The sequence below is a fragment of the Streptomyces sp. NPDC001927 genome (assembly GCF_053594455.1).
The window spans coordinates 1-17556 of sequence record NZ_JBSFEN010000015.1 but is presented as its reverse complement, the minus strand read 5'-3'; the positions used below and the strand labels follow the sequence as shown (position 1 = coordinate 17556).

General features: G+C 73.5%; 14 protein-coding genes and 1 pseudogene. 5 read left to right on the top strand and 10 right to left on the bottom strand.

What is annotated here, in order from left to right; translation table 11 throughout:
- Position 1: 1 nt before the first annotated feature.
- The 6 genes from ACWCO8_RS33635 to ACWCO8_RS33610 all read right to left on the bottom strand — a co-directional run bounded on the left by ACWCO8_RS33635 (position 2) and on the right by ACWCO8_RS33610 (position 8856).
- A complete protein-coding gene (locus ACWCO8_RS33635; protein WP_451035393.1) occupies positions 2 to 1333 on the bottom strand; it encodes an aKG-HExxH-type peptide beta-hydroxylase in 1332 nt (443 codons plus the stop codon).
- Between the two features lie 78 nt (positions 1334 to 1411).
- Positions 1412 to 1612 carry a hypothetical protein gene (locus ACWCO8_RS33630; protein WP_451035392.1) on the bottom strand — a complete coding sequence of 67 codons (201 nt, stop codon included), beginning with the start codon at positions 1610 to 1612 and terminating at the stop codon, positions 1412 to 1414.
- 154 nt (positions 1613 to 1766) lie between these two features.
- On the bottom strand, positions 1767 to 5039 hold the full coding sequence (locus ACWCO8_RS33625) for an SAV_2336 N-terminal domain-related protein (RefSeq protein WP_451035391.1): 3273 nt from the start codon (positions 5037 to 5039) through the stop codon (positions 1767 to 1769).
- Between the two features lie 7 nt (positions 5040 to 5046).
- Complete coding sequence (locus ACWCO8_RS33620) at positions 5047 to 6054, bottom strand: AAA family ATPase (protein ID WP_451035390.1); 1008 nt, start codon at positions 6052 to 6054, stop codon at positions 5047 to 5049.
- Positions 6055 to 6166: 112 nt separating this feature from the next.
- Positions 6167 to 8383: a VMAP-C domain-containing protein gene (locus ACWCO8_RS33615; protein WP_451035389.1), complete on the bottom strand. Its 2217-nt coding sequence runs from the start codon at positions 8381 to 8383 to the stop codon at positions 6167 to 6169.
- Positions 8380 to 8856, bottom strand: a complete 477-nt coding sequence (locus tag ACWCO8_RS33610; protein ID WP_451035388.1) for a CU044_2847 family protein — start codon at positions 8854 to 8856, stop codon at positions 8380 to 8382. Before ACWCO8_RS33610 ends, ACWCO8_RS33615 begins: the two co-directional genes overlap by 4 nt.
- Before the next feature lie 96 nt (positions 8857 to 8952).
- Between ACWCO8_RS33610 and ACWCO8_RS33605 the strand changes: the two genes are divergently transcribed.
- Positions 8953 to 9138, top strand: coding sequence for a DUF6104 family protein (locus tag ACWCO8_RS33605; protein ID WP_362003971.1), 186 nt, complete (start codon positions 8953 to 8955; stop codon positions 9136 to 9138).
- Positions 9139 to 9169: 31 nt separating this feature from the next.
- Here ACWCO8_RS33605 and ACWCO8_RS33600 read toward each other — a convergent pair whose 3' ends face one another.
- Entirely contained in the window at positions 9170 to 9997 is an 828-nt protein-coding gene (locus tag ACWCO8_RS33600) for a hypothetical protein (RefSeq protein ID WP_451035387.1), read from the bottom strand.
- Between the two features lie 150 nt (positions 9998 to 10147).
- On the opposite strand from ACWCO8_RS33600, the gene ACWCO8_RS33595 reads away from it, so the two are divergent.
- Together ACWCO8_RS33595 and ACWCO8_RS33590 are read left to right on the top strand one after the other, a co-directional pair.
- Positions 10148 to 11077, top strand: a complete 930-nt coding sequence (locus tag ACWCO8_RS33595; protein ID WP_451035386.1) for a DUF4097 family beta strand repeat-containing protein — start codon at positions 10148 to 10150, stop codon at positions 11075 to 11077.
- 1 nt (position 11078) lies between these two features.
- Positions 11079 to 12056, top strand: coding sequence for a helix-turn-helix transcriptional regulator (locus ACWCO8_RS33590; protein ID WP_451035385.1), 978 nt, complete (start codon positions 11079 to 11081; stop codon positions 12054 to 12056).
- Here ACWCO8_RS33590 and ACWCO8_RS33585 read toward each other — a convergent pair.
- The 3 genes from ACWCO8_RS33585 to ACWCO8_RS33575 all read right to left on the bottom strand — a co-directional run bounded on the left by ACWCO8_RS33585 (position 12053) and on the right by ACWCO8_RS33575 (position 15814).
- Positions 12053 to 13423: a cellulase family glycosylhydrolase gene (locus ACWCO8_RS33585; protein WP_451035384.1), complete on the bottom strand. Its 1371-nt coding sequence runs from the start codon at positions 13421 to 13423 to the stop codon at positions 12053 to 12055. The genes ACWCO8_RS33590 and ACWCO8_RS33585 overlap by 4 nt on opposite strands.
- 75 nt (positions 13424 to 13498) lie before the next feature.
- Positions 13499 to 14464, bottom strand: a complete 966-nt coding sequence (locus ACWCO8_RS33580) for a zinc-binding dehydrogenase (protein WP_362003985.1) — start codon at positions 14462 to 14464, stop codon at positions 13499 to 13501.
- A gap of 141 nt (positions 14465 to 14605) precedes the next feature.
- Entirely contained in the window at positions 14606 to 15814 is a 1209-nt protein-coding gene (locus ACWCO8_RS33575) for an NAD(P)-dependent malic enzyme (RefSeq protein WP_362003986.1), read from the bottom strand.
- A 537-nt stretch (positions 15815 to 16351) separates the two neighbouring features.
- On the opposite strand from ACWCO8_RS33575, the gene ACWCO8_RS33570 reads away from it, so the two are divergent.
- Positions 16352 to 17326: an ABC transporter substrate-binding protein gene (locus ACWCO8_RS33570; protein ID WP_362003989.1), complete on the top strand. Its 975-nt coding sequence runs from the start codon at positions 16352 to 16354 to the stop codon at positions 17324 to 17326.
- Between the two features lie 29 nt (positions 17327 to 17355).
- Positions 17356 to 17556 (top strand): annotated as a pseudogene (locus ACWCO8_RS33565) (amino acid ABC transporter permease); the annotation flags it as partial.

The window sequence follows — 17556 nt, the reverse complement described above, 5'->3', positions numbered from 1 at the left end:
GTTACTCAAGGGCGCCTCGGGTCGCGCCGAGGCTCGCATGGTGCCTGTGCATTCGGTGGGCGAACTCCCGCCCCGCGCTTGTCAGTTCATCGGATTCAAGCAGGATCTCCAGCGCTCCGCCCACCTGATCGTGGAAGCGCTCGAACTGCTGCCCGGCACGGGAGCGCCAGGGTGTCGGCAGTCCTCCCCCGCTCGCGGCCCTGCGCCACAGGTCGGTGAGGGCGAGGTGGGCGTAGGCGCCTTGGAGCACGCCCGAGATGGGGCGCGGGTCGGACCGCCAGCCGACCCGGTGCACGGCGCCGTGCGCGGGGTCGTAGAGCGGTACGAGTTCGTGGAGCGCGGCCAGTTTGCCGTGGTGCGCCTCGTGGACGAGGGTCTCGGCCAGCTCCTGGGCCGTGCCGGGGAGCGTGGTCAGCACGGCTCCCGGCGCGGAGCGCAGCGTGGCGCCGATCGGGCCCGAGTCGCCCGCCGCCAGGGGGACGACGATCCGGACGGCCCGGGCGGTCTCGGCGGCCCGGCCGGGGTCCGTACGGGCGAGCAGGGCATGGGCCGCCCGCCATCGCGCGGCCCAGAGGGGGAAGTCGCCGACGGTCCGCTCGGAGGCGCGCCGCGGCGGGTTGCCGACCCCTCCGGGCGGTACGCGGTAGGGGTCGAGGTCGTCGAGGAGGGCGGTGCCCCCGGGCAGGGCGCGCACGGCTTCCCAGCGGCGTCCCGGGCCCACCGCGTGGGTGTGCCGCCCCTTCGTCACCAGGACGGCGCCCCGAACCCGGGCGCCGCCGACGCCGATCAGGGCGGTCCGGCCCCGTACGCGGACGCGGGCCCGCTCGGCGCCCGCCCCCTCGGCGGGCGGACCCGCAGCGGCCGGCCCTTCGGCGGCCGACCCCTCGGCGCCGGTCCCGAGCCGCCCGACGCCGATGAGCGAGAGCGCGCCGCGCGGGGCCGCGACGTAGCGGTCGAGGGGGCAGCCGGCCCGCAGGGCAGCCGTGGCGGCGATGGCCTCCCAGCGCGCCAGGTGCTCCGCGAGCAGGGCAACGGTCGGCGCGGCGAGCGCGGTGGCCAGCCAGGTGCCGGTCGTGGGGTAGTCGAGGACGTCCCGGACGATCGCGGGCCGCTGCCGCTCGATCCTCTCCAGGAGCCGCCAGGCGTCCACGAAGCGCTCGTACGAGGCCGGGTCCAGGTCGTCGTGCCCGCGCTGGACCCTGATCCGCAGGGCCTTGAGGAGCAGCAGGCGCCGGGAGCGCAGGGCGGAGTGGAGCTGCGGCGCCTCCGTGACGGCAGGGCGGGTGCTCGCCAGTTGGGTGAGGACCGCCGGGGAGAGGGGCACGACGCTCACGGCCCGTTCCCCGCTCGGGCCCGCGCCCGGGGAGCACATCTGACCGGAAACGGTCGGTCGGTCGTCAGGGACGGGCCATCAGGGCAGGCCATCGCTGTTCGACGCCCAGGACTCGCCGAGCTCCAAGCACTGCACGAGTACGCGCTCGACCGCGGCGACCAGTTCCGGATGGTCCATGACCCGCAAGGTCCGCAGGTCGACGGCGGTGAGATCGGGCAAGGACGGAGCCTGACCGGCGTCCCGGTCTGCACCGGTCGCCCACTCCTTGTGCTCCGACACCCTCGGCTCCTCCCCACCGACGTCTGTCCCCCACGGTCGTAGCGGCGGAGCGGTTCTTCCCGACGCCAGGAAGACGGAAACCCGTTCGACTCAACTGCGCCCATTCACGCCCCCGTTATCCAGCCGTTCTCCGTATCGCCCGTCAGGCGGCCGCCTACTCGACCGCCTCGCGCCAGGCCCACCACGGCGGCGAGATCCTGTGCCGGTCCTCGACGGAGAGCGGTGCCCGGTACGGGTTCAGAGCCCCGCGTACCTCTGCGAGCAGGCCCCTGGTGCGGTCCACGTCGTTCCAGTCCACCTCCACGACCGCGGCGTCGAGGCGCCGCCACTGCTCGGCGGCCGCCCTCAACGCCGTCTCGGCACGCCCCTTGCGGCCCATCAGGAACAGCACGGCCCCCTGGGCGTGCAGGGCACGGGCGCCGGTGATCGTGCCCGGGGTGGCGCCGTGGGCCGAGCGGGCGTCCTCCCAGGCGCGTTCGTACGCCGTGAGCGCGTCGCCCAGGACGCCGTCCCGGGCCGTCTCGCTCAACTCCAGTCTCACCCGTCCCAGTTGCAGCCACACCTCGGAGCGCAGTCCGATGTCCCGCGTCGTGCGCGCGGCCTGTTCCAGGAGGTGGCGGCTCTCGAAGAGGTCGGGGAGGAAACCGGCCCGGTGGAAGCGCAGGGCCAGCACGGTGCCGATGAGGATGCCTGCGCGGGAGCGCTCCGGGGCGCCGGCCGGGAGGCTGGTGAGGGCCTCGCGCAGGACGCTCTCGGCGCGGTCCACGGCGGCCTGGTCGGGGGTGGTCGCGGCGCGGCGCATCAGGGACTCGCCCCAGGCCATCAGGGTCCGGCCACGCTGTCCGCTGTCGGCGGGGGCGAGCAGGCTGGCCTCCTCGTACGCGGTGTCGGCGGCCGGCCCGTCGCCGGCCGTGTCGTACAGCCGGGCGCGCGCCGTCGCCCAGCGCAGCCGCAGGGCGACGCGGTCGTCGAGCAGTTCCCCGGCCCGGTCCAGGACGGGCAGGATCTCGGCCGGGGCGGCGCCGGACAGGTGCAGGGCGTCGGCGAGGTCGAGGAGCGCCGCCACGCTCTCCCGGAGGGAAAGCGCCGTGGTGAGCTCGGTCGCCGCCGCCGCGCCGTCGCCGCGCGCGAGTAGCAGCCGCCCCCGGCGCAGGTGCAGCGTGTGGTGGTGGGCCTCGGGCCAGTCCGGTACGTCGCCGAAGAGCGCGTCCAGGGCGTCGTCCAGGTGCCGCCGGTCGGCGGTGTGCCGCCACAACCCGTGGTGCGCGACGGCCTGTTCGAGCCGTGCCTCGGCCCACTCCGCGCCGCCCGGCTCGGCCAGGTCACCGGCCCGCTCCAGTTCGGTCAGGGCGCGGCTCAGGAGCTCCCGGCGGCGCTCGGTGCCCTGGACGGCGGCGGTGCCCGACTCCGCGTACAGCACGCGCCCCAGCAGGATCCCTGCCTCGACGGGGTGGTCGGGCAGCGCGACCTCGGCCTGGCGGCGGGCCCGGACGAGCAGCGAGGAGTCGGACTGGCCGAGCCACTGCTCGAAGAGGCGCCGGGCGGCGGCCAGCGGATCGGGGGTGATCAGGTCGGGGTGGTAGAAGCGGAGCACGCGCGCGGGGATACGGGCGAACAGTTCGGGTTCCGTGCCGACCGGGCCCGTGGGCTCGTCGGTCCCCTCGACCGTGCCGGGCGCCGCCGCCTGGTCCTCGCCGGTGCCGTGACCGGCGAGCCGGGCGGCCGCGAGCGCAGGGAAGTTGCGCATGCCCTGGCCGAAATTGCGCTCCACGTACTCGGAGCAGTGTTTGAGCACGAGCGCGGCCGCGCCCCGGTCCAAGGAGCCGAGAAGGTGCTGCTGCACGCGCGCGGAGTAGCTGAAGCACGGGTACGGAGCAGGGCCAGGCAGTTGTCGCAGGAGCCCGCTGAGCAGGACCTCGGCGAGCTCCATGGGGCCGGTGTCGGGCAGCATCGCGCGCTGGACGAGCTGCATGACGGGCAGGGCGAGCGGGGCGGCCGCGAGATGGACGGCGAGCCGGAGCGCGCCGGGCGAGGCGCCCGCGGTGAACGCCCGCAGCAACTCCTCGTCGCTGCGCGGGGTCCGGGGCGGCGCGGGTGGGGCGGTGGGGGCGGGTGAGGCGGCGGGCGCGGTGGGGGCGGGAGTCGCGGCGGCGGAGATCGGGCCGGATGTCGTCGCCGTGCGGAGCGGCTCGGGGGCGATCAGGGCCGCCCAGCCGCGCACCCCGCCCGAGCCGTGCCCCGCGTGCAGCCGCGCCCAGGAGGCGAAGGCCTCGGGCGTGGGCGTGAGCACGGGCACCGCGCGCGTGTCGGGGGCGGGCGGCTCCCAGGGCTCCTCGTCGGGCTGGAATCCGGTGTGTCCGCCGGGGGACGACGGACGGAGCAACAGCCCCGGCTCCACGGACAGCGCGGTCCGGGGCCAGAGCCGTGGCGGCAGCGGCTGGACGAGGGCGAGCGGGGACTGCCGGGGCCACTGGTGGATCAGCCGCTGGGCCGCGCCGCGCTGCCAGAGCGGGCCGACGCAGTCGCTGACGATCAGGGTGAGACGGCGGCCGGTCGGGTCGTGCAGCTGGTCGCCGGGGCGCAGCCGCGGTCGGCCGTCGGCCCCGGAGGTGGTGGTGACCAGCGGCGCGCCCTCGCCCGTGTCGTACAGCCGGTGCACCTGGACGTCGCGGAAGGCGCCGGACTGCTGGCAGGCCTGGCGGAGTTCCTCGACCATGCGGGTCCAGACGACCATGGCGGGGCCGGTGTCCATGAGCAGCTGGATGTCGGGGCGGCGGCCGGCCGCCGGGCGCATGACGGGCATGAGCATGCCCGCCGCCGCGCTGCGTTCGGCGGTCGCCTCCTCGTCCAGGAGCCCTTCGCCGGGCCGGAGCGGGAAGTGGGCGTAGTGGCGCAGCGGGCGGAGCGCCTTCTGCAGGCCGAGGAGACCGGGCAGCGCGTTGGCGCCGGGCGCGCGGACGGGCAGGGCCCGGCTTCCTCCCGCCGTCCGGACGGCGGTGCCGCCGGCCCCGCCGAGGAACGGCCGGATGTCGACGGTGTCGGTGGCGCGGGCGGGCCGGTCCGGGTCGTCGTCGGAGCCAGTGCCGTCGCCGGGGGCGGCGCCGTCGACGGGCGGTCGGCCGCCGTCGGTTCCGGTGCCCGGGCTCGTACCCGTACCCGTACGCGTACGGGAATGCGCGTCGCCGCCGTCGCCCTGTTCGCCGCCCGTGCCGGTGGCCGAATCTCGTCCCTCCCCCGGGAGTTCGGTGCCGTCCGGGTCCTCCCGGTGGTCCGCCGCCGGGTCGTCCCCCGCGTCGCCCGCCGGGTCCGGGGCAGGCGTCGGGAGCCACTGGGCGAGCCAGACGGCGTCCGCGACCTCCTCGGCCGTGGGCTCCTGGCCCCCGGCCCGCAGTCTGCGGGTGAGCTCTTCCAGATGCATCCGGTGCATCCGGCCATCACCTCGGTTGATCGAGCGGCTGCATGAGCATGTCCGCGATGCGTTCCCGGGTCACCCGCTCGGTGCGCGGGGCGTGCTGGGTCAGGTAGATCGCGTTAAGGAGCTGGTCGGTGGCGATGACCTCGCCGGGCTCGCGGTTCAGGAAGCGGCTGACCAGGCCCTCTTCGCCGGCCGCCGCGTCGGGGCCGAGGTGCGCCTCGATCATGGCGCCGAGCTGCTCCTCGCCCGGCGGCTCCAGCTCCAGGCGGATGCAGCGGCGCAACAGGGCGGCGGGGAAGTCCCGTTCGCCGTTGGAGGTGAGCACGATGAACGGGAACGTGGAGCAGCGGATCCGCCCGCCCTGGACGGGGACCTTCCGGCCGTCGTCCGTGAGGACCTGGACCACGGGCTCCCGGTCGGCGAGCCGCTCCAGCTCCGGGATGGCGAACTCGCCCTCCTCCAAGGCGTTCAGCAGGTCGTTCGGCAGGTCCAGGTCGCTCTTGTCGAGCTCGTCGATGAGCAGGACCCGGGGCTGCTCGGAGGGGAGCAGCGCGGTGCCGAGCGGTCCGAGCCGGATGTACGAGCCGATCCCCGCCGGCGTCGCGGCGGGCACCGTCGACCCGGCCTGGGCGCGCTCCAGCTGCACGTCCTGGAGACGGCCGATGGCGTCGTAGCGGTAGAGCCCGTCCTGGAGGGTCGACCGGGAGACGATCGGCCATCGAAGGACCCGGCCCAGGCCCAGTTCGTGGGCGACGGCGTGGGCGAGCGTGGACTTTCCGGTGCCGGGGTTGCCGGTCACGAGGAGCGGACGGCGCAGGTAGAGGGCCGCGTTGACGGCGTCGGTCTCGGCGGGCCTGGGGTGGTGGTTCTGGACCAGCCGGCGGCGCACGCCGAGGCGCCGGTCGGAGCCGGCCAGGGTGTCGTCGGCGCCGCCCGACGAGAAGTCCCGCCACGGCGGCGGGGCCGGCAACCGCCCTATCTCGTCGTGCGGGTGGCCGGCACCACGGTAGATCCGCCAATCGCTCACGATGAACTCCTCCTGGCTGCTGCGGTGTCGTGGCCCGGCCTTTCGAACGTACCGCCGAACCCCACCCCTCTGCGATGCACGAACCGGACCTTTTGTCCGCGTGGCGGCGGGGTCACCAGTCCTCCTCGCCGATCATCGAAGGGCCCTGGAGCGGGTCTTCGTGCGGAGGGCGGTCCGGGGGGTCGAACAGCACGGCGAGGTTCTCGGCCCAGGCGTGCTCGGAGCGGACGGGGGCGGGCGGATCGTCGCCGCCCACGGCCGGGTCGAGGGAGGGGTCCGGATCCAGGCCTGAGGTCAGGGCGGGATCGGCGTCCAGGTCCGCGTACGTGTCCCTGTCCGCATCCAGGTCCGGATCCATGTCCAGGTCCGGATCCGGGTCCATGTCCAGATACAGGTCCTCGTCCGCGAACACCCGCCTGCGCAGGGAGATGACCGGTCCGTGCAGGCCCTCGGCCCCGGCCGCTTCGGCGATCAGCAGGCCGGCCCGCTCGTGGAACTCGGCGCAGGTCGTGCGGTCGTGTTCATGGGCGCCGTGGCGCCACAGGGCGATGGGGTGGCCTGCGGCGAGCGCGGCGGCCATGGCCTTGAGTCCGTCACCGCTGCTCACGGGGCCGCAGTACACCGGAACCGAGCCGTCCGCGGCCTCCGAGAGCCGTACCCAGGCCTGGCGGGGCGACTCGCGGCGGATCCGGTGCGCGGCGTGGACGTCCCGCGCCGCCGCGAGCGTGTCGGCGCGCAGCGGTACCGCTCGGAGCGGTCCGAGGCCGGACGTGCGCCACCGTCTGCGCCACTCGGGCGCCGGCGGGCGCCCGGCGCGGCCGCGGTCCCGGATGACGACGATCCGGCGGTGGCCGAGGGGTAACGAGCGTTCGTCGAAGAACTCGTCGTCGGGCGAGAGGCGCCAGGTGTCCAGGGGCTCGTCGAAGAGTTCGCGCGGCAACAGCGCCTCGACGGCCGCCAGATGCTCGCCCCGGTCGCCGCGGGCCAGCGCCTCCGCGAGCGGCTCCCGCAGGGTGTCCCGGAGCCGTTCGCGCTCGACGCCCTCGTCGTCCCCGTACAGCGGGGTGATGGTGTGGCCGTCGAAGAGCAGCTTCACCCGCCAGGGGAACTTCCGGCCGTAGGGCGGGGGGTCGATCTCGACGAGGACGTCGGCGCGGGCCCCGGGCTCGCGGGCCGAACGGCCACCGGTGGGGCGGCCGTTCGCGAGGACGGCGGCGATGGCCTTGCGGGTGCGGAGCGGCGTCTCGGTGGCGGCGTCGGTGACCCAGGCGGCCAGGTCCGCGACGGCGGCGCCCTCGCCGTGCCGCTCCCTGACGTGCCGGGCGACCTTGGCCGCGTACACGAGCACGGCGTTCGGGCCGATGTCGGTGGCGGACTCCTGGTTCGGTTCGTGGAGTTCGTGGAGGAGTCCGACGCCCTCGCGCCAGGTCTGCGGGGCGACTTCGAGCACCGGGCGCAGGTCGTGGCCGACGGTCTGCCGCCGGGCCTCGTCGACGAGGTGCAGCACGTCTCCGGGTCCGGTCGGCGGGTGCAGCTCGGCGAGCCGGCCGTACAGATGGATGCGGCGCCCGGGGTCGAGGCCCGGGGCGCCGGGTGGACGGTGCCGGAGCTGCGCCCTGGTCCAGTCGCCGTCCTCGTTGTCGAGCGAGCGGAAGCGGGCGAGGTGGTACCGGTCGTGGTCCCGCATGACCTCGGAGAGCACCTCGCCGCCGCGCTCGCGGTGGAGTCTGCGCAGGGAGGTGATGGGGACGGCGGCGCCCTCGTCCGCGCCGCGCCCCTTGTTGAGGCCGATGACGACCGCGCGGTTCAGGTCGACGACCGGGCCGCCGGAGAGCCCCTCCACGGGCTGGGTGCCGCTCAGCAGGAGGGCCTCGCCGTCGACGCCGTGGACCCTGCCGACGGCGTCGCGGATCGCGAGCCGGCCGGTCACCCGTGACCAGCCGTACAGCGCGACCGGGATGGGGTCGGCGATGACGGGCGGGCGCTCACTGAGCCGTACGCAGCTGGCGTCCTGGGCGTCGGGGACGCGGACGAGCGCGAGGTCCGGGAAGTCCCAGCGGTCCAGCACCTGTTCGGGCTCGGCGGGGCGCGGGCTCGCGAGGACGACCTCGCCGGTCGTCACTCCGCCGTCCCGGACGATGCCGACGGCCCGTTTTCCTCTCCACACCTCGCTCCCCCCTTTGGCCACGACGTGGGCACAGGTCAGCACCCAGCCGGGGGCGATGAAGAAGCCGGTGCCCCAGTACCGGTCGCCGTGCGGGTCATACCCGTCACCGGGGGCCGCGATGCGTACGAGCGCGGGGCGCACGAGGGATTCGAAGGCGCTCATACGGCGCCGTCGGCCGCCGGCCGCTGCGGCGCCCCCGCATCGGGCGCCGGCGCGGGACCGGGGACGGGGGCGGGCGCGCGTACGGAGCCGGGTGCGAGGGCCGGCTCGGCCACCGAATCGGCTGCCTCGTCGGCCGCGGTCGCCGGGCCCGGTTCGGTCCAGGTGAGGGAGACCGCGATCGAGGCCGTGCCGCCGCCCTCGGCGAGGACGCTGATCACCTTCCCCGCCTGCGCGGTGAGTTCGATGCCGAAGCTGACGGAGACCTCGACCGGCGCCTGCGGGTCGAGCCCGCCCCGCAGCGAGCCGACGACCCCGCGCACGACGTCGGTGAGCCCCTCCGTCATGGAGAGGACCCGGTCGCCGATGCCGGTGTCCGTGAAGCCGCCGCCCCGGCGTAGTTCCTCGGGCTCGCTGACGCGGGCCCAGACGGGCGTGCCGTCGTCCAGTCGAATCCGAGCGATCCCGTGCGTCACAGCGGCCCCCCGCTCCCCGAAACGATGATGAAGAAGGCTAGTCCCTGCCGCTGACAAGCGCGATAGGCCGCGCGGAGCACGGCCTATCCTGATCGCATGTACTTCACTGACCGTGGCATCGAGGAACTGGAAAAGAGGCGCGGCACGGAGGAGGTGTCCTTCGAGTGGCTCGCCGAGCAGCTGCGTACGTTCGTCGATCTCAACCCCGACTTCGAGGTGCCCGTCGAGCGCCTCGCGACCTGGCTGGCCCGCCTCGACGACGAGGACGAGGACGACGAGTAGCCCGTACGTCTCCGGTGACCCCCTTCGGGGGTCACGGACCGCGCAGCCGGTCGTACACGAGCCCCAGCGCGCCGTGGACGACGAGCAGCGCCCCGGCCGCCGTCCAGCCTCCGCTGCGGCGGCCGATGCCCCAGGCGAGCAGCGGCAGTCCCGCCCCCAGTTGCGCCGCGCCGAGCAGCCGGGCCCGGGGGCCGCGCAGATACGGGCCGAAGGGGCCGCCCTCCACCGCGTCGAGCTCGGCGCGCACGGCGTCGCGCCAGCCGGACCATTCGAGCTGTTCCGCCCCCTGGGCCAGGGCGACCGAGCGGAGCCGGTCGGCGCTCTCGCCGGGGGTGAGGCCGGTGGGCAGGGCGAGTCCCACGCGCGCGAGGACGGCGGCCAGACCGACGAGCCGGGCGTGCGCGTCGGCGTCGGTGTCGGGCCGGGTGAGCGGCTCCAGGGCCTGGACGTCGAGGACGGGGTCGAGGGCGAGCCGGGCCGCGAAGGTGCGCATGGCCTCGTCCTCGCCGACCGGGGTGCCGTCCGCCAGCCAGGTGTAGCCGACGGTGCGGCGGAAGCCCGCGGCGAGGGTGAAGCCCGCCCGGTCCGCGTCCCACCAGAGCGCGAGGACCGGCCAGGTGGCGGCGGAGACGGCCAGCGCGGTGGCCCAGCCGGTGACGACCCGCTCGACGGGCTCGCCGCCGTGGAGCCAGGGCTTCCCCTCCGGGACGACGACGCTCCATTCGGTGCCGGCCGGGGCGAGGAGCAGTTGTTCGCGCAGCAGCTGGGCCGGTGGGCGGACCGCCGCGGGCTCGGCGCGGCAGAGCAGCAGCGCCCCGGCGGGACGAGCGTCGGGGCTCGATCCGGATGTCGCGTTCATGAGGCCTTACGCTAGGCCAATTTGTCCCGTTACGAGAGTGAATGCCTGCTCGCGCCCTCACGGAAACGGGGGTTGACTTCCCCGTACCGCGATATATCGTGTCTATCGAGAGACGCGATATGTTGCGTCACCGAACGGGAGGTCAGCACGATGACAGAGTGGTCCGTGGCCGAGCCGACGAAACTCACGCTGACCGACCCCGTCACCTGCCTCCGGGTCCGTGTCGTCAACGGCACGGTGAACGTGGTGGGCACCGACGAGCGCGCCGCCCGCCTGGAGATCGCCGAGATCAAGGGCCCGCCGCTCACCGTGACGCAGGAGGGCTCGACCCTGACCGTCTCCTACGACGACCTGCACTGGCAGGGCTTCCTCAAGTGGTTCGACCCCATGGGGCTCCGCCGCCGGGCCGTCGTCTCGGTGGCCGTCCCGGCCGGCTCGGACGTCGAGGTGGGCGTGGTCGGCGCCGGTGCGGTGATCTCCGGGATCAAGGGGCGTACGGACGTCCAGGGCGTCACCGGCGACACCACTCTCGTCGGGCTCTCCGGACCGGTCCACGCGGAGAGCGTCTCCGGCTCCTTCGAGGCCCACACGGTCACGGGCGCGCTGCGGGTCAACACCGTGACCGGCGACCTGACCGTGATCGACGGCTCGGGCGCCTCCGTGAAGGCCGACACGGTCAGCGGAGACCTGGTGATCGACCTGGACGCCGGCGAACCGGCCGGGCCTCCCGCCGACATCCGCCTGACCAGCGTCTCCGGCGAGATCGCGCTCAGGATCCCGCACCCCTCGGACACCGAGGTCGAGGCAAGCACCACGAGCGGCTCCGTCTCCAACGCCTTCGAGGACCTCCGGGTGGGCGGGCAGTGGGGCACGAAGAGCATCACCGGCACGCTCGGCGACGGCCGCGGCAAGCTCAAGGCCACGACGGTGTCCGGCTCGATCGCCCTCCTGCGCCGCCCGGAGGCGGTGGGCGCCGACGACCCCGACGGCTCCGAAGCCACCGACAGCTCCGCCGACGCCGGCGCCGTACCCTCACCCTCCGCCACGCCCTCGTCCTCGCCCTCCGGAAAGGTGCTGTGACATGCCGCCCGTCTTCGCCCACGGCCGCCTGCGTCTCTACCTGCTCAAGCTCCTCGACGAGGCGCCCCGCCACGGCTACGAGGTGATCCGGCTCCTGGAGGAGCGGTTCCAGGGGCTCTACGCACCGTCGGCCGGCACGGTCTACCCCCGGCTCGCCAAGCTGGAGGCCGAGGGTCTGGTCACGCACGCCACCGAGGGCGGCCGCAAGGTGTACTCGATCACCGACGCGGGCCGCGCCGAGCTGGCCGGCCGCGTCGGCGAACTGGACGACCTGGAGCGGGAGATTCGCGAGTCGGTCTCCGAGCTCGCCGCCGAGATCCGCGACGACGTGCGCGGGGCGGCGGGCAAGCTGCGCAGCGAGATGCGCGCGGCGGCGAGCGAGAGCCGGCAGAAGGGCTCCTCGTTCTCCGACGCCAAGGAGGAGCTGCGGCGCGCGAAGCAGGAGTGGCGGGAGCAGACCCGCCAGGCCCGCGAAGAAGCCCAGTCGGCGCGCCGGCAGGCCAAGGAGTTCCAGCGGATCGCCCAGCAGGTCCAGGACCAGGTCCAGGACCACTTCGCGCGCGGCGACTGGCCGAAGGGCGTCTGGGAGGGCATCTCGGACATCACCGCCCAGCTCGGCGGCCTGGTCACGGGCACGACGCACCCCAGGGCCTCGGGTCGCACGGCGGCCCCGGGGAAGGCGGCCCAGGAGGAGACCGCGGCGGGGGCCACCCCGGCAGCCACCCCCAAGGACGCCGTCTCGGAGGAGGCCGGGGCCGTCTCGGAGGAGACCCTCTCCGACTGGGCCCGGACCGTCGAGTCCACCGGCGACCCGGCCCGCGACCTGGACCGGCTCCTCGACCGGTTCCGCGACGACATCCGTGACGCCGCGCGGGACCACGGGGTGACGGCGGCCCAGCTGACCGAGGCCCGCCGCCACCTGTCGACGGCGGCGGACCGCGTCACGTCGCTCCTCCGGCCGGCCCGCAAGGACGCCTAGCGCGGGGCCCGGGTGGCGGTCACCGTCACCCGGGCGCCCGGGGCCGCGAGGACCAGGGCGGAGCCGCCGGACTTGCCCGTGCGGACCACGATCGCCTTCCCCCGGGCCGTCACCTGCCAGGCACCCGGGGGAAGGGAGAGCTCGGTGACCCGTGAGCCCCGGCGGGACGACACGTACTCCAGCCGGTAGACCCCGGCCCCGGAGTCGTACGCGGCGGAGGTGACCGTGCCCGCGACGGCCTCCGCGTAGGGCTCGGCGGTCAGCTCCTTGTTCGTACGGAAGGTCCCGGCGCCGTCCACCGCGCAGTACCCGCCGCCGTAGCACCACACATAGCCGGCCCACCCGCTGCCGTACCGGCCGAGGGAGGCCATCGCCTCGCGGTAGAAGCGGTTCATGTTCGGCAGGGTGTTGTTGAGCGGGCCCCACTCCCCCACGACGACCGGGACCTTGTACTCCTTGGGGTACTGCGTGACGGCCTGTTCGTACGTCTCGATCCAGCGGGCGGCCGGGTCGTAGTCGGCGCCCGCCTCCATGGCGGTGTTGTAGAAGTGCGGGGCGTAGACGACCTTCGGGTCGTCGATCCGGCCGAGACCGGTGGGGACGCCCTCGCCGACGATCGGGGTCGGCTCGACGAAGACCCAGGTGTCCCGGTCCACCGCGCGGACGGCGTCCGCGAGCCGGTTGTACATCGGGGTCAGCTGCTCGCGCTCGATCCGCCGGGCGGCGGTCGGCAGGTCCTCGCCCTCACGCAGCTCGCCCATGGGCTCGTTGATCAGGTCGTAGCCGAGGACGGCCGGGTGGTCCTCGAACCGGTCGGCGAGCAGGCGCCACATCGCGGCCTGGGCGCGGCGCAGGTCCTCGTCCTCGTAGAGATGGGTGAAGGCACGCTGCACGGCCGGCTCGAAGTACTCGGCGAACCAGTCGTCCGGGTGCGGGGTGAAGGGCAGCCCGTCGGTCCTGGTCGCCCAGGCGGGCACGCCCCGGTGGCCGAAGGCGGGACCGAAGACGTCCTGGTGGGCGTCGATGAGGACGCGGACGTCGTGCTTCTCCGCCCAGTCCAGGATGCGTTCGATCTTCCGCAGGTAGTCCTGGCTGTACTGGCCGCGGCGCGGCTCCAGGTCGTCCCAGAAGACGAGCAGCCGGGCGAAGTTGAAGCCCTTGGCGCGCATGTCGCGGAAGTGCCGCTCGGTGATGGCGGAGAGGGCCTTCTCACCGCGGTTGGCCTTGTCCTCGACGTTCCACCCGCGCAGGGTGAGGACGCGCCCGTGGTCATCGGTGAGAGGAGGTAAGCCTGCTTGAGCGGGCGCTCCGCTCGGGGCGAGCAGCGCGGCGACAACGGCGCCTGTGGCAAGGGTCGTTCGCAACATCGGGACCTCCGGCACGAGGGTGTGATCGCGTGCGATCGCGGTGCCGGAGATCCCATCAGCAGATCTGACGATCCATCAAGAGTTGGTCAGGACGATCTTTCCGAAGAGGTCGCCCGAGGCCATCTTCTCGAAGCCCTCGCGCGCGCGGTCCAGCGGCAGCACCTGGTCGATCACCGGCCGGAGGCCCGTGGTGGCGCAGAAGGCGAGCAGGTCCTCCAGCTCGTCCTTGGTGCCCATGGTGGAGCCGACGACCTTGAGCTCAAGGAAGAAGATCCGGGTGAGCTCGGCGTGCGAGGGGCGGTCGCCGCTCGTGGCGCCCGAGATCACCAGGGTGCCGCCGGGGCGCAGCGACTTGACCGAGTGCGACCAGGTGGCGGCGCCGACGGTCTCGATGACGGCGTCCACCCGCTTCGGCAGCCGGGCGCCCGGCTCGTACGCCTCGAGGGCGCCGAGCTCGACGGCCCGCTTCCGCTTGGCCTCGTCGCGGCTGGTGGCGAAGACCCGCAGGCCGGCGGCGGCGCCGAGGGCGATGGCGGCGGTGGCGACCCCGCCGCCGGCGCCCTGGACCAGGACGGAGTCGCCGGGGCGGACGCCCCCGTTGGTGAAGAGCATGCGGTACGCGGTGAGCCAGGCGGTCGGGAGGCAGGCGGCCTCCTCGAAGGAGAGCTCCTTGGGCTTGGGGAGCACGTTCCAGGCGGGCACGGTGACGCGCTCGGCGAAGGTGCCCTGGTACCGCTCGGTCAGGATCGAGCGCGGCTCGTCGGGGCCGACCCCGTGGCCGGACTGGCCGATGACCGAGTGGAGGACGACCTCGTTCCCGTTCTCGTCGATGCCCGCGGCGTCGCAGCCGAGGATCATCGGCAGCCTCTCCTCGGGCAGGCCGACCCCGCGCAGCGACCAGAGGTCGTGGTGGTTGAGCGAGGCGGCCTTGACGGTGACGGTGGTCCACCCGGGACGCACCTCGGGCTCGGGCCGCTCGCCCAGCTCAAGGCCGTTCAGCGGCTGGTCACGGTCGATTCGGGCGGCGTAGGCAGCGAACATGGCCATGAGCGTAGGGTCACCGGGCCTGCGGCGGAACCGCACATCGCTGTGACGCGCGTCCCTGCCGCCCCGGCCACGAGGGGCATGTGGAAGGGCCCCGCCCTGAGACCAGGACGGGGCCCTTCACGGGTGCGCGAGGCGTCAGCGGCGGGCGACGCCCTCGGCGCGGGCGGCGGCGGCGACGGCGTTCGCGACCGCCGGGGCGACGCGCTCGTCGAAGGGCGACGGGATCACGCAGTCGGCGGCGAGCTGGTCACCGACCACGTCCGCGATGGCGTTCGCCGCGGCGATCTTCATGCCCTCGGTGATCCGGGAGGCCCGGACCTGGAGGGCGCCCGCGAAGATGCCGGGGAAGGCGAGCACGTTGTTGATCTGGTTCGGGTAGTCCGAACGGCCGGTCGCCACGACGGCCGCGTACTTGTGCGCGACGTCGGGGTGGACCTCGGGGTTCGGGTTGGCCATGGCGAACACGAACGCGTTCGGCGCCATGGACGCGACCGCGGCCTCCGGGACCGTACCGCCGGAGACGCCGATGAAGACGTCCGCGCCGGCCAGGGCGTCCTCGAGGGAGCCGGTGAGGCCCGCCTTGTTCGTGATCTCGGCGAGCTCGCGCTTGACCGGGTTCAGGTCGTCCCGGTCACGGCTGACGATGCCCTTGCGGTCCGTGACGGCCACGTCACCGAGCCCCGCCTCGAGGAGGAACTTGGCGATGGCGACGCCCGCCGCACCGGCGCCGGAGATGACCGCGCGCAGGTCGCCGAGGCCCCGGTCGGTCAGCTTCGCCGCGTTGCGGAGCGCGGCGAGGGTGACGACGGCGGTGCCGTGCTGGTCGTCGTGGAAGACGGGGATGTCCAGGCGCTCCTGGAGCTTGCGCTCGATCTCGAAGCACCGGGGCGCCGAGATGTCCTCCAGGTTCACGCCACCGAAGGAGGGGGCGAGCCGGACGACGGTCTCCACGATCTCGTCGGTGTCGGTGGTGGCGAGCGCGATCGGCACCGCGTCCACGCCGCCGAACTGCTTGAAGAGGATGGCCTTCCCCTCCATCACCGGAAGCGACGCCTCCGGGCCGATGTCGCCGAGTCCGAGCACCGCCGTACCGTCGGTCACGACCGCGACGACCTGGGACTTCCAGGTGTAGTCGTGGACCAGCTCCGGCTGCTCGGCAATCGCGGTGCACACCTTGGCGACGCCGGGCGTGTACGCGAGGGACAGGTCGTCCTTGTCGCGCAGCGGCACCGTGGCCGAGATGGCCATCTTGCCGCCGCGGTGCAGCGCGAAGGCCGGATCGAAGGGCTCCTGAGCCCCTTCCGTACCGCTCTCGCTGCGAGGATTGACGATCTCCGCTGCCATTGGGTTGACCCCTTAAGTCTTCTTCATTTGAGGGTGGCCACTCCTTCTTGAGGAGGGGTGGGCGGGTCCCGCGGTCGCCGTGTCTGGCAACCGCGCGGGCGCGCCGCACAACGCGCCCTGAGCCCCGGATGAGGGGTGTAAGGATCCTTCTTACCGGACGTACATCACCGTAGACGAGTCCATTGCGGAGCGGTGACGCGGCTCATACGGACGCAAAGGCACCTTGCGCAGAGCAGGCGCGTCGCCTCATGTCCGGAAACGTTCTCGTGTAGACCGGATGGTGGCCTTCGTGTCGTCCGGATGGCGAGATCAACCGGAGATTTTCCGGCTTCGGGGAACATTCCCCGGAAGAGGTCCGGCCAGTGTCCACCGGGCCTCCGGAGTTCGGGGGTCACCCGTTATCCGATTTTGACATGCGTGGCCGTCCGATTGACGCAGTCCGAATGGCAAGATGCGCGTAATCACACGAGGTCGCGACACCCGAAGGTGCGTGCACGCGGCCTATGGCAACGCCTCACACGCCGGAGGAACCCGACCATGACCGCACGCTCCACGCGCCGCACGACCGCCAAGACCCGCACCTCCCGTCTTGCCGCGGTCGCCGCCATCGCGGTCGCCGGCTCCATGCTGCTGACCGCCTGCGGCGACCAGACCAACGGTGGCTCGACCCCCACGGGCGACAAGACCTCCGGCGCCGTCTCCGACGCCCCGCTCTTCGCCAAGCTCCCCGCCGACATCCAGAAGGCCGGCGTCATCAAGGTGGGTACGGACGCCACGTACGCCCCGATGGAGTTCAAGGAGGGCGACAAGATCGTCGGTGTCGACCCCGACATCGCCGCCGCCCTGGGCAAGCAGCTCGGTGTGAAGTTCGAGTTCGCCAGCGGCACGTTCGACACCCTGCTGACCGCGCTCCCGACCGGTCGTACGGACGTCGTGATGTCCTCGATGACCGACACCAAGGCCCGCCAGGAGGGTCTGGACGACAAGGGCCAGAAGGTCGGCACGGGTGTCGACTTCGTCGACTACTTCACGGCCTCCACCGGCATCCTGGTGAAGAAGGGCAACCCGGAGAACATCAAGTCCCTCGACGACCTGTGCGGCAAGAAGCTCGCCGTCCAGCGGGGCACGACGTACGAGCAGGCCGCCAAGGACCAGGCCGAGAAGTGCAAGAAGGACGGCAAGCCCGCCCTCACCTTCGAGTCCTTCCCGACCGACGCCGAGGCCCAGACCCGCGTCAAGGCGGGCGGCGCCGTCGCCGACCTGAACGACTCCCCGGTCGCCGCGTACATCGCGAAGACCGCGGGCGGCGGCAACGACTTCGAGGCCATCGCCAACAAGTCGGACGCCGGCTTCTTCGGCATCGCCGTCGACAAGAAGGACACGCAGCTGCGTGACGCGATCAAGGAAGCCCTCGACGCGATCATCAAGGACGGCACGTACAAGGCTGCGCTGGACAAGTGGAACGCCGGGGACGGCGCGATTCCCGCGGCCCAGATCAACGGCGGCTCCTGATCCCGACGCACCACTGAAGGGCAGTCGTTGTGACTGACAAGCTCGACAAGGTTCCCGACGGGGCGTCGCCCGCCCCGTCGGACCTCCCCCCGGAGGCCATCAAGGCCATCCCGGTGCGCCACTACGGACGTTGGGTCGCCGGCGTCGTCGTGATCGCGCTCCTGGTCCTCCTCGGCTACGCCTTCTCCCAGGGCAATGTCCGCTGGGCGACCGTGCCGGAGAAGCTGTTC